General features: G+C 39.0%; 9 protein-coding genes. 8 read left to right on the forward strand and 1 reads right to left on the reverse strand.

The genetic code is table 11. The features are described from left to right. Positions 1-15: 15 nt before the first annotated feature. The 3 genes from IPO46_08055 to IPO46_08065 all read left to right on the forward strand — a co-directional run bounded on the left by IPO46_08055 (position 16) and on the right by IPO46_08065 (position 1,732). Complete coding sequence (locus IPO46_08055) at positions 16-666, forward strand: hypothetical protein (protein QQS62084.1); 651 nt, start codon at positions 16-18, stop codon at positions 664-666. 108 nt (positions 667-774) lie between these two features. After that, entirely contained in the window at positions 775-1,440 is a 666-nt protein-coding gene (locus IPO46_08060; GenBank protein ID QQS62085.1) for a hypothetical protein, read from the forward strand. Further along, positions 1,433-1,732, forward strand: coding sequence for a transcriptional regulator (locus tag IPO46_08065; protein QQS62086.1), 300 nt, complete (start codon positions 1,433-1,435; stop codon positions 1,730-1,732). The genes IPO46_08060 and IPO46_08065 overlap by 8 nt, the downstream gene beginning before the upstream one ends. Positions 1,733-1,734: 2 nt before the next feature. Here IPO46_08065 and pdxA read toward each other — a convergent pair whose 3' ends face one another. Next, positions 1,735-2,838 carry a 4-hydroxythreonine-4-phosphate dehydrogenase PdxA gene (gene pdxA / locus IPO46_08070; GenBank protein ID QQS62087.1) on the reverse strand — a complete coding sequence of 368 codons (1,104 nt, stop codon included), beginning with the start codon at positions 2,836-2,838 and terminating at the stop codon, positions 1,735-1,737. A gap of 551 nt (positions 2,839-3,389) precedes the next feature. Between pdxA and IPO46_08075 the strand changes: the two genes are divergently transcribed. The 5 genes from IPO46_08075 to IPO46_08095 all read left to right on the forward strand — a co-directional run bounded on the left by IPO46_08075 (position 3,390) and on the right by IPO46_08095 (position 13,655). Then, positions 3,390-5,669 carry a T9SS type A sorting domain-containing protein gene (locus tag IPO46_08075; protein QQS62088.1) on the forward strand — a complete coding sequence of 760 codons (2,280 nt, stop codon included), beginning with the start codon at positions 3,390-3,392 and terminating at the stop codon, positions 5,667-5,669. A 53-nt stretch (positions 5,670-5,722) separates the two neighbouring features. Further along, complete coding sequence (locus tag IPO46_08080) at positions 5,723-8,524, forward strand: T9SS type A sorting domain-containing protein (protein QQS62089.1); 2,802 nt, start codon at positions 5,723-5,725, stop codon at positions 8,522-8,524. A 74-nt stretch (positions 8,525-8,598) separates the two neighbouring features. After that, entirely contained in the window at positions 8,599-9,357 is a 759-nt protein-coding gene (gene rsmA / locus IPO46_08085; protein ID QQS62090.1) for a ribosomal RNA small subunit methyltransferase A, read from the forward strand. A gap of 32 nt (positions 9,358-9,389) precedes the next feature. Further along, positions 9,390-10,208 carry a hypothetical protein gene (locus IPO46_08090; protein QQS62091.1) on the forward strand — a complete coding sequence of 273 codons (819 nt, stop codon included), beginning with the start codon at positions 9,390-9,392 and terminating at the stop codon, positions 10,206-10,208. A gap of 69 nt (positions 10,209-10,277) precedes the next feature. After that, entirely contained in the window at positions 10,278-13,655 is a 3,378-nt protein-coding gene (locus tag IPO46_08095; GenBank protein QQS62092.1) for a methylmalonyl-CoA mutase family protein, read from the forward strand. Positions 13,656-13,657: the final 2 nt, after the last annotated feature.

The following is a 13,657-nucleotide window of genomic DNA, read 5'->3' on the forward strand; positions in this document are numbered from 1 at the left end:
ATAAAATTACACAACATGAAAAAGATTTTATATTTCTTAATCCTTTGCAGCATTACCATACCGGCATTGGCGCAGCAAAATGATAAATACACAGCAGCCATGCAAAAAAATTTAGCGGGTTTGGATTCTGCTTTTAAAAACCCGGAGGCAATGCTAGCTTTGGCCAATAGTTTTAACCGCATTGGCGAAGCCGAAAAAACACAATGGCTGCCTTATTACTATGCTGCCTTTTGCCAGGTAAATTATGGCTATATGCAGTTGGAAAAAAACAAAGACCTGGTAGATGATATTGCCGCAAAGGCAACGGAGTACCTAAACAAAGCCGATGCCATGAATGCCAAAAACTCTGAAATAAGCTGTGTAAAAAGTATGATAGCTACAAGTATTTTTTTGGTAAACCCCATGGTGCGTTATAATGAATATGGCGCCATAAGCCAGCAATACCTGGAAGAAGCCAAAATGCAGGATACCACAAACCCAAGGCCTTATTTTTTAATTGGCCAGGGATTGCGCTATACGCCAGAGCAATTTGGTGGTGGATGCAGCGCTGCATTACCCATTTTAGCAGAAGCGGCAAAAAAATATGAAACTTTTGTTGCTGCTTCAGCAATTGATCCCAATTGGGGCAAAGAGGTAAACAGCCAGTTAATAAAAAGTTGCCAGTAATTTTTTTTAATTGTCAATTTCATGCATTATTGATTTGTACTGCATTAATTTTTACCTGGATTATTCCCGGTTATTATATGCGTTCCCATTATTTAAAATCGCATTAAAATGGAAGAAAAAGAATTAAACTACGAAGAGGGTTTCCAACTCATACGATCTATGATATCGAGAGCAAGGGTATCATACCATTCTACCGGCATTGGCGCCATGATGTGGGGTATTGTAATTGCAGTATGTTCAATAGTGAGTTTTTTGCAACTCCAATATGATTTTAAGCTTCCCTTTGATATTTTTTTGCTGGCGCTGCTGGCAATTATACCCCAAATTTTAATATCCAGGAAAGTAAACAGGGAAAAGAAAATAAAAGCACATGAAGACAGATTTATAGATTTTTTGTGGATGGCTTTTGGCATTTGTATTTTTTTGTTGATACACTCCATCAACCTGGTTTTTTATAACTGGGAACCTGTTGCTAATGAATATACGGTATTTGCTGGCCATAAACCAGCTTTTAGGTTTGGTGAATTTACCAGTTCTTTTTTTCTAATCCTATATGGGTTGCCTACTTTTGTAACCGGCGCTGCATGCAGGTTTAAGCCTATGCTTTGGGGTGGTATCATATGCTGGGTTTGCGCAATTATTACGGCATATACGCCTGTAAAAATTGATCTGTTGCTTACGGCATTTTCGGCAATTGTGGCCTGGTTTATCCCCGGTTTAATAATGGAAAAAGTTTACAGGCTGGCAAAAAAAGAAGCGGCGTTAAATGTTTAAAGAACTGGATCCCATATTGCACTCACAACTTAGGCTTGCGGTAATGAGTTTATTAATAAGTGTTAAAGAAGCAGAGTTTACATTTATAAAAGATAAAACAAATGCAACTGCCGGAAACTTAAGTGTACAGTTAAATAAGCTTAAAGAAGCAGGTTATATTGAAGTAGTAAAGCAATTTAAAGATAATTACCCTCAAACCATTTGTAAAATAACGGCAAAGGGCATTAATGCCTTTGAAGAATATGTAAATGCACTGCAATCTTATATGGCCATTAAAAAAGAAGAGGGCTGATTTTATTCGTTTTCATCTATAGGGATATTTTCATCTACCGCATTTCTCAATACAGCAGCGCTCATTTTCTTTAAAGGATTTTTATATTGCTGTTTATGCTCGTTACGGTTGTAAATTATTTCGAGGCAGGTAAAAAGCGCAGCTTTAAAGGATGCATCGTCGGCAATGCCTTTGCCTGCAATATCAAACGCAGTGCCATGGTCGGGTGATGTACGAACAGCAGATAGACCTGCGGTAAAATTCACACCTTCACCAACGGCAAGGGATTTAAAAGGTATCAAGCCCTGGTCGTGGTACAAAGCCAGTACGGCATTAAATTTTTCATATTGGCCACGGGCAAAAAATGCATCGGCGCTGTATGGGCCAAAGCAAAAAATATCTTTGGTTTGTTTTGCCTCTTTAACTGCCGGTTTAATGATTTCTATTTCTTCTTTTCCTACCAGCCCATCGTCGCCTGCATGTGGGTTTAAGCCCAATACCGCAATTTTAGGTTTGGTAATACCAAAATCTTTTTTCAGCGATTCGTTAATTACCTTGAGTTTACTGATGATGGCTTCTTTAGAAATATTAGCGGCAATATCTTTTACCGGCACATGCTCGGTAAGTAAGGCTATCCTCATATTTTCGGCAACCATCATCATGGCTACATCTTTTGCAGCAAATAAGTTTTTTAAATATGGCGTATGGCCCGTAAAATTAAAAGCCGGGGATTGAATGTTTTTTTTATGGATGGGTGCTGTTATTAAGCCATTAATTTTTCCTCCTTTAAGCGCTTCTGCAGCCGTAGTAAGGCTTAGCGCTGCATATTTTCCACCGGTTTCATTTATTTGGCCTGGAGTTATTGCTATTTCTTCTTCCCAGCAATGATATACATTTACCTGCCTGGGGTTTATCCTGGTTGCATCCTTAATTATAGAAAAATTAAAGTGGGTATCTAGCAGGCTTTTTCTATAAAAGTTTAAAGTTTTATTATTTGCAAAAATTACCGGAGTACAAAATTCTAAAATCCTATTGTCACTTAATGTTTTAATAATTAATTCGGGGCCAATGCCATTAATATCTCCGCAGGTAAATCCAATTATAGGTTTGTTTTCATTACTAATCATTATACATGCTGTTTACTGTAAAATTACATATTAGGTATTTATTCTTAGTATTTTCTTTGTTAGATGGTAAAAATGCTAAGTAAACTTACTATTAATAAGTGTTTAGTAAATTATCTATGACGTTTATACAATAATAAGCAGTTTAATGCGTATTTGTACTATTAATGATAGTTGGGTATTGCTATGCCTGTACTTATTTATTTTAAATAAGCTACCTAACCTTATTATAAAACCAATATTATGAAAATAATTACACGATTAAGGTACTTTATCATTTCATTAGTTTTACTGTCTTTAACAGTTGACTTAAATGCACAATGCCCTGGTGGTTATAATCAATACAGGTTAGATTGGGATTATCATGACTTTATACCCAACACAGGATCTTATGTAGCACCAACACCTTATGTAACATTGGCCCAATCCCAAACGCAGAGGTTTATTTTGGAACTCAAAAAGTAACCATTACGCATAATTATGCAGGCTCCAGGGATCCCGGGGATAATACCACCAATACCGCCGCCGGTATTTCTTATGGTACAGGCGCAGATGTGGAGTTTGTAGGTAATGGAGTTATTAATGTAACCTTTGATCAGCCGGTAAGAAATGTTCAATTTTCAGTTTATGATATAGACAGGAACCAGAGAGTTGCCGTTACGGCACTTAATGGTGTTGTGCCTGTTGTTATCACCAATATGATAAGGGTTTCCGGAACTACATTAACTATTGCAGGCGCTGGTACAGTTTTGGCAACAGCTTCGGCAAATAATACAACAGTTGCCAATAACAATACCAACGCAGCCATTAATGTAGATATAGCAGGGCCGGTAACATCTTTTACACTTACTGTAACTAATAGCGGAACTTGTAGTAGCAGTTGTGGTACCGGAGGTTCAGAAAATGGTGTTTTCTGGCTTTCGGATATAATTGCCTGTTATACCGGAAGCTTCCCCAGTAATTATTATGCAGTTTCAACTCCTTTTACCGGCCAGCCGGCTTATGTGCTTACAGTAAAAGATGATTCTGTTTTTTATGTGAATGTGGCCAATGGTGTTGCCCGCTTTTTATTTCTTGATAATGGAAATAATAATATTAACTCCATGGCTTATGATCCATATCGCCATATGGTTTATTATACCTATAGCCTATCCGGCCCAGGTGGTACTATAAATCCCAATCAAAGAACTTTAAGAAGGTATGATTATGATATGGATACGCTTGGCATTGTGGAAAATGATGTAAGGAATTTGGATATCCCATTATTTGACCAGGGTGTAGAATCTGGATCGGCAGCATTTTTTAATGGTTCTCTCTATTTAGGTATTGAAGCAGGTACATCTGTTTCCGACAGGGAAGCTATGATATGGAAAATAGACTTTGATGCAAGTTATGCAGCGTTGCCCAATGCCAGCCAGGTTTATGGAACTCAATCTAACATCCACGACTGGGGTGATATTGGCATTTACGATGGTATATTATATGATTTTGATGGAAGGACAGGAGGTAATGAAGATTTTTATCATAAGGATATGAATAACGGACTCACTGTTCATTTTAATAATAGCCCAAGTTCATTGGTGCCCAGGCAGGTTGGTGTAGATTATCTTGGCCGGGTGTATAATATCGGTTCGTCTAATACTATTAGTGCAGGCACAATTGTGCCTTATAATTATAACGGCACAGTAAATGTTCCTCTTACCCGTAACTTGAGTTATAATAATTATTTACCGGTTGGTAGCTGGGGCGATGCCGCAGAAGCCTTTAAGCCAAAAACCGATTTTGGAGATGCACCAGCTTCTTACGATCCGCCTGCTTTTGACCCCGGAACCCATGAAAGAAATGACAGCATTAGGCTGGGTACTGCCGTAGGTATTGAGTGGGCTAAGAAAGTTTCTATAGATGCTACCGGTGATGGCGGCGAAGAAGACGCTATCGCCGGTATCCAAATAATTCCCAATGGCATTTCAACTTTTTCGGTAAATGCAGATGTATTAAATAGAACCGGCAGAAATGCTACCCTTGTAGCGTGGATTGATGCCAATGGTAGTGGAACATATGAAGCAACAGAAGGAATAACGGTAACGGTTGGTAGTGCGCCTGGAATTCAAACCATTTTGCTCACCTGGCCCGGTATTAATGTTACCGTACCAGTTAATGATACAACTTTTATGCGCTTAAGGTTTGCAACTACTGACCAGGGGCTTTCTACCACTACGCCTAATGGATATGCCGATAATGGCGAAATAGAAGATTACCCGGTTTTTGTAGTAAGGGTTTTAGATAATAAAAAAATAACGCTTAATGTCCAAAAAACTTCTCAACAAAAAGTTTCTATTGAGTGGTATATAAATGAAGAAAGAGGTATTGCTCATTATGAATTGCAAAAAAGTGAAGATGGGCTTTATTGGCAAATGCTTACAGCAAAACCGGCCAATAGCTTAAACCCTGTTGCTGCACAATATACAGCAGTTGATGAAAATCCATTTGTACCGGTTACTTATTTTAGGGTTAAGGCAATTGCAGTAGATGGTAAAATATTTTATAGTGGTACCAAAAAAATAGATTTTGGAGCTAAAAATTCAATAACGGTTTCACCCAATCCTGCAAAAGATATGGCAAAGCTAAGTTTTGGTGCTTCCAATGCAGGAATGGCGCAAATAAGCCTAATAGATTATAGCGGCAGGTATGTAATGACGAACAAAGCAGCAGTAGTAAAAGGTATAAACACAGTAAACCTTGAAGGAGTTGGGCGCTTGCAAAGCGGAGTATATAATATTAAAATTCTACTAAGCAATGAAGTGCTGCAAACCTCATTAATAGTAGTAAAATAAAACACACAAAGAACTGTTTTAAAATTCAATCCTAATATAAAACCAACAATACAATGACCGGTAAAAAACAATGGCTGATGCTTTTTAGTGCATGCTTATTTTCAATGCTTTCTCATGCACAGGAAAAATACAGTAAGGTTAAATTACCTGTAACTTCAGAAGAAATCAGGAAGTTTGCTTTCAATAATTTAAATATTGACCACTTCAATTACGAAGGCAATGCTATGCTGCTGGTATTAAACAGTGAAGAGCTACAATCGTTAAAAAATGCACATTATCCTTTTGAGCTTTTAGTGGATGATGTAGTTAAGGCCACTATTGATGAAAACAGGAATATTGTTGCTGAAATTTCAACAGGAAGGGCGCCTTTGCAGGGAGATGGCTCAGAGAGAATTGCCAACATTATTGCAACACCTGCATTATTTGGTAATGGTGGTACTTTAAGACTTGGCGCTTCTGCAAGCAACCCGGGCTATTTTACTTATGCCGATATGGTGGCAAAAATGCAGCAACTTGCCACAAATTATCCCAATCTTGTATCGGTATATTCTATTGGCACCACAGCTGTTGCTGCCGATGGAGCACCAGCTCAAACTATTTATGGAGTAAAAATTTCCGATAATGTTTCTGTAGACGAAAATGAACCAGAAGTATTATATACAGGAATGCAACATGCAAGAGAGGCTATAGGTGGAACAAGCATGATTTTCTTTATGCAATACCTTGCAGAGAATTACAGCAACCCCGATAATATTATTAAAGAATTAGTAGATAATAGGGAAATTTTTATAATTCCCTGTGTGAACCCACAAGGCTATATGTATAATTATAGCGGCGCAAGTGGCTACCCTGTAACCGGCGGCGGTTTATGGCGTAAAAACAGGAGGCATACCGGCGGTGGTGCATCTAATATTGGGGTTGACCTAAACAGGAATTATAGCGTGGATTTTGCCAATTGTGCCGGCGCTTCTTCTTCCTGCGGATCTACCAATCCTACCAGTGATACATATTTTGGTACAGCTGCATTTTCTGAGCCCGAAACAAGGGCTATTAGAGATTTTGTATACTCAAGAAATTTTGTAAACTCTATAGATCAGCACTGTTACGGTCCATATTATTCTTTACCTTATGGAAGACCATCTTTACACGCTCCATACAGCCACGAAGATTCAGCTTATTACAGAGCAATACCGGCTTTGATGGGTTATTATAATGGCCACCGTGCAGGTAATAGCCCCGAAACGGTAAACTATGAAGTAGCCGGTGGTATTAAAGACTGGTTGCTTTTAGGCGATATTGGTGTTGGCTCAAAAGGTAAAATTTATGGCATGACAGGTGAAGCAGGTGGCGGTAATTTTTGGGCACCGGTAAGCCAAATCATACAACTTTGTAAAGAAAATTGTTTTCAAAACCTGCAACTGGCTTATGCTGCAGGCGCTTATTATGACGTGCAGGATTTGGATGATATGGCAATACCATCAGGCAATATTACCGGTAACTTAAGCTGCCAGGTTCGGAAAATAGGGTTGGGTAATGGCCAGGTTACTATTTCATTCATACCTATTTTAAATATCACTACCTCAACTCCGCCAATTACCACTACCATTTCAAATTATTTTGATACCTATGATGCAACTTTTAATTATACTTTGCCGGGATCAATTGCTGCAGGCCATAGAATTGAATTTGTATGGAAGGTAGAAGCAGGCGGTATTGCAGTTTATGATACCGTAATAAAATTTTATTCCCCGGTTACTATGTTGAATGAGAACATGGAAGGAAGTTTTGCAACAAACTGGACAGCAATTCCTTCAGGATCGGCCAACTGGGGGTTTACTACCCTGTCTGCTTTTGGCGGTACACATTCCATGACCGAATCTCCTTTAGGAAATTATACAACAAGCTCAACCAGAACAGTAACCTGCAATACCTTTTTTAACCTTGCAGATGCAACAGAAGCTTATATCAATTTTTGGATTTGGCACAGGTCCGAAAATTTTAGAGATAAATTGCAGTTACAGGTTTCAACTAACGGAATTACCTGGACGGCAGTAAGCGGCTCTACAACCGTTATGGAAAATAACACAACCAATGGCGGAACTTTAGGCGGGCAGCCTGCGCTTACTGGCATACGTAATGAATGGACGAGAGAAACCTATAATATCAGTGCTTATATTGGTTTCTCCAATGTAAGGTTCAGGTTTGTGTTTACCTCTGATAGTGATGCAAGCGCTTTTGCTTTTGAAAGAGACAACGGTTTTTTTATTGATAATGTGAAGCTGTTTAAATCTACGGTGCTTACTCCTTTGGCTGTTGCTTATATAAACCTGGATGGAAAAATGTTGCCTGGCAAAGTGGTTCAACTCGACTGGGAATCGGCTATTGACGATGATTTTGACCATTTTGTAATTGAAAAATCTGTAAATGGTGGTGTTACCTATAATTCAATTGGGCAGATAACCAATACTACAGCGCCATTCCGCTACCTCGATCATTCTCCCGTACCCGGAAATAATTATTACAGGGTAAGGAGGGTTGACCATAATGGTAATTATCTTTTTAGCAGGACCGTAAGGATAAATAATAACCTTGCTCTCTATGCCATTAATGTTTATCCCAACCCGGTTGTAGACATCATGAAAGTGAGGTTTCAAAATACAATTGCCAGTGAAAAACTTACGTTCTCTATTATAGATGGAGCAGGGCGTAAAGTTTTGGTTCAAAAATCAACTATTGCACCAGGTGCAATTGAAGTGATGCTAAACCTTAAAGGCCTTGCACAAGGAATATATATATTAAAGGTTTCCAATAAAAATAATGAAACCCTGAGTAACCAGAAGTTTATTAAAGAATAAACAAATTTATTGATAAAAATTTTATAAAAAAGCCCCTGTTTATCAGGGGTTTTTTTTATAGTACATTTGCAAGAATGTATCGCTTAAAAAAATCGCTGGGCCAACATTTTTTAAAAGATGAATCCGTAATAATAGATATCATCCATGCTTTAAAGCAAGAGCAGTTTACCAATTTGCTCGAAGTAGGCCCCGGAGCCGGTGCGCTTACCAGGCATTTAATTCACCTGCAATCTGTGAATTTTAAAGCTGTAGAGCTGGATGAGGAAAAAGTAGCTTACCTGGAAAAAAATTACCCGGCATTAAAAGGAAAAATTATACAGCAGGATTTTTTAGGGATTGAAAAGCCTTTTGCCGGTTCCTTTGCAGTAATTGGAAATTTTCCCTACAATATATCTACAGAAATTTTATTTAAATTGCTGGACTGGAGGGATGAAGTACCTTTTATTATTGGAATGTTTCAAAAAGAAGTAGCCGAAAGAATTGCCGCAAACCCGGGCAATAAAATATACGGAGTTACCAGCGCACTCATTCAGCCTTATTATAAAATTGACTATTTGTTCGATGTGCCTCCGGAAAAATTTAATCCCCCGCCAAAAGTTATGAGCGCCGTAATTAAATTATCCCGTAAGAAGGATGTGCTGAAAATGAAATCGGCCAAAGCATATAAAAACCTGGTTAAAACCGCCTTTAACCAAAGGCGTAAAACTTTGCGTAACGGCGTAAAAAGCTTATTTAGCGCCGAAGTTTTAAAAGAAAATATTTTTGATAAAAGGGCAGAGCAGTTAAGTATCGAGGACTTTGCTGCTCTTAGCTTTCGAATGCATAAAGTTTGAAGTTTATTTTTACCATATCGTTTTTTCTTTTAATGTCAATATTATTTTTAAGTTGTTACACACCACGGTATGTGTACAGCCCGCCTGCGCAAAATGTTGCAACGCTTACCCAAAAAGGTGATTCCAGGCTGGCCATTTTATATTCAACCAACGCCGGTAGCAATAATGAAATAGTGGAAATTGGCAAAGCAACTTCAAATGGGCTCGATGTACATTCAGCTTATGCCATAAGCAATCATGTAATTACCCAATTCAATTTTTTTTACCGAAACGAGCAAAATAGCAATAGAGACAACAGTAATTCTTTGCCGGAACTCATCCGATATAAAAGAAATTTAGCAGAAATGGCGTTGGGATATTTTACCCCAGTGAACGCCGGCCAAAAATCTTTTTTTTATTTGATGGGTAGCACAGGCCTCGGTAATTTTCGGTTTAAAGATTACGACGTAAACGGAAACAGCGTTTCCCCTAAGTATTTTCATGAAGCCTCAATTTTTAAATTGAGTATACAGCCGGCATTATTATTTAAATTAAGAAAGCAATTTTCCATTGCATTTGCCTCAAAAATTAGTTTTATAGATTATCGTAATATTAAAACTAATTACAACGAGCAACAACTGGACCTTTATAAATTAAAAGATTTGGAAAAGGGATGGATATCATTTTGGGAGCCTGCTTTGCTGGTAAATTATCATTTTAAAAAGTTGCCCTACCTGCAACTGGAGGGTCAACTGGGAGCTGCATTTTTATTAAACAGTAAGTTTGTAGATGCCCGAACCATCAATGTATCTATTGGGGTAGCAGCAGACATAGCCAGTTGGGTCAAAAGAAAGCCCGAACAAAAGAAATAACCCATTAGTTGTAAATTTGCCAATAGCAGCTATCTGCCTTTGATTGCTTCATTCCATATTTTAACATCTATGAGTTTTTCTACAAAAAATAAAGTACGCATTGTTACAGCCGCTTCTCTATTCGATGGCCACGATGCCGCCATTAACATTATGCGCCGCATTTTACAAAGTAAAGGCGCAGAAATAATTCACCTCGGCCACAACAGGAGCGTGGCAGAAATTGTGGAATGTGCCATAGAGGAAGATGTGCAGGGTATTGCCATTACCAGTTACCAGGGCGGCCATGTAGAGTTTTTTAAATACATGAAAGACCTGCTCAATGAAAACGGTTGCGGGCATATAAAAATATTTGGCGGCGGTGGCGGCACCATTTTGCCTGCAGAAATTGAAGAGCTTCATGCCTATGGCATTACCCGTATTTACAGCCCCGACGATGGCCGTAAAATGGGCCTGGAAGGTATGATTGAAGATGTGGTAAAAGAATGTGATTTTAGCCTTAATGGAAACGGCAATTATACAAGCCCTATGACTTTGGGCGAAGTAAAAGATGTAAGAACTATTGCCCGTAAAATAACTAATGTAGAAAACGGAATAAAAATAGACCAGGATAATTTTAATAAAAAAATTCCGGTACTCGGCATTACCGGCACAGGCGGTGCAGGCAAATCATCCGTAACCGATGAAATTGTACGCAGGTTTTTAAACAATTATACCGATAAAACAATTGCGGTAATATCGGTTGATCCCAGTAAAAAGAAAACCGGCGGCGCTTTGCTGGGCGACCGTATCCGCATGAATGCCATCTCCTCCCCACGGGCTTATATGCGCTCTCTGGCAACACGTGAAAGCGATGTGGCGCTGAGCCAGTATGTACAGGAAGCCATTGATATTTGCCGTGCAGCTCAGTTTGATTTTATTATTTTAGAAAGCGCCGGCGTGGGTCAAAGTGATGCTTCTATTTTAGATTATTGCAACATCAGCATGTATGTAATGACGCCGGAGTATGGCGCACCATCGCAACTGGAAAAAATAAATATGCTGGATTATGCCGATGTAATTTGCCTAAACAAGTTTGACAAAGCCGGCGCCTTTGATGCCTTGCATGATATTCGCAAGCAATATAAACGCAGCCATGCCTTATGGACCGCTAAAGATGAAGAATTGCCCGTAGTAGGCACTATTGCTGCTCAGTTTAACGATGCTGGCGTAAACGAATTGTTTGAAAGGCTCATGGAAAAGTTGGAAGAAAAAACCGGCGTTACTTTTAAAGGCCATGTAGCGCACCATGCACATAATAAAGATACGAGCAACCAATCCACCATCATACCTCCTAAAAGGGTAAGGTACCTGGCAGAAATTGCAGAAACCATAGACAGCTATGATAAATGGGTAAATGAACAGGCAGCTATGGCCAGGCAATTATACCATATTGATAGTTTAAGCGCATTGCTCTCTGCAACAGTAAAAGACGAATTAGAAAAGTTAAAGAAAACTTTAGAAGAAAAATTAACAACTGAAAATAAAAAATTACTTGATAGCTGGCAGGCAACAAAAGAACGCTACAGTAAAGAATATTACGAGTTTAAAGTAAGGGATAAAATTATTAAACAACCACTAACGTATAAAAGTTTATCGGGTACAATTTTACCTAAAGTATTATTGCCCAAATACAATGACTGGGGCGATATTTTAAAATGGCAGTTGCAGGAAAATGTGCCCGGCGAATTTCCTTTTACCGCAGGAGTTTTTCCTTTAAAAAGAGAAGGCGAAGACCCTACCCGTATGTTTGCCGGCGAAGGCGGGCCCGAAAGAACCAACCGCCGCTTTCACTATGTAAGCCTTGGCCAGCCTGCAAAGCGCCTGAGCACAGCATTCGACAGCGTTACCCTTTATGGCGAAGATCCTGCTTACCGCCCCGATATATACGGCAAAGTGGGCAATAGCGGGGTAAGCATTGCCACCGTAGATGATGCCAAAAAATTATACAGTGGCTTTGATTTATGCGATGCCAAAACTTCGGTGAGTATGACCATTAATGGGCCTGCGCCTATAATACTTGCCTTTTTTATGAACGCCGCTATTGATCAGCTTTGTGAGAAATATATTATTAACAACAATTTAAAAGAAGAGGTCAATAAAATTATCGAGTCAAAATACAAAGTAAAAAATTTGCCCAAATACCTTGGGGCAGATGGGCAACCGGTATTTGCAGAAAAAGGAGAACTAAAAGGAAGCCTGCCCGGCGAAAGTAATGGCCTGGGATTACGTTTACTGGGATTAAGTGGTAAAGATGTACTGCCCGAAGAAGTGTATACACTTATAAAAGCAAAAGCGCTTAGTACAGTAAGAGGTACGGTTCAAGCTGATATTTTAAAAGAAGACCAGGCGCAAAACACCTGTATATTTTCAACAGAATTTGCTTTAAAATTAATGGGAGATGTGCAGCAATATTTTATAGATCATAAAGTGCAGAATTTTTACAGTGTAAGCATTAGTGGTTACCATATTGCAGAAGCTGGCGCCAACCCGGTAACCCAACTGGCCTTTACATTGGCCAATGGTTTTACTTATGTAGAGTATTACCTCAGCCGTGGTATGCATATTGATGATTTTGCTCCCAACCTCTCTTTTTTCTTTAGCAATGGTATGGACCCCGAGTACAGCGTAATAGGTCGTGTGGCACGCCGTATTTGGGCCAAAGCCTTAAAGCATAAGTATAAAGGAAACAACCGGAGTCAAAAATTAAAATACCATATTCAAACCAGCGGCCGCTCTTTACATGCTCAGGAAATAGATTTTAATGATATACGCACCTGCTTGCAGGCATTGTATGCCATTTACGATAATTGTAATTCGCTCCACACCAATGCTTACGATGAAGCTATTACCACACCAACGGAAGAAAGTGTGCGCAGGGCTATGGCCATTCAATTAATTATTAACAGGGAGCTGGGTACCGCCAAAAACGAAAACCCCAACCAGGGCTCTTTTTTAATAGAAGAACTTACCGACCTGGTAGAGCAGGCCGTGTTACATGAGTTCAACCGCATTACAGACAGAGGTGGAGTATTGGGCGCTATGGAGCGCATGTATCAACGTAATAAAATTCAGGAAGAAAGCCTTTATTACGAAACCCTAAAGCACACTGGCGAATATCCTTTAGTGGGTGTAAATACTTTTTTAAGCAAGCAAGGCTCACCAACTATTTTACCACAAGAGGTAATACGCAGTACCACCGATGAAAAAGAATTTCAAATAAAAACTCTGGAAGCATTTCAAGCACGCCATTCTGGAGAAAGTGCAGCAATGCTCAAGCGATTGCAACAAGTGGCTGTAAACAATGACAACCTGTTTGAAGAACTAATGGAAACAGTAAAATACTGTTCACTTGGGCAAATTACTAATGCATTATACAGTGTAGGTGGGCAGTACAGGAGAAATATGTAGCG

Source organism: Chitinophagaceae bacterium, from assembly GCA_016699815.1.
Lineage (GTDB): Bacteria > Bacteroidota > Bacteroidia > Chitinophagales > Chitinophagaceae > Ferruginibacter.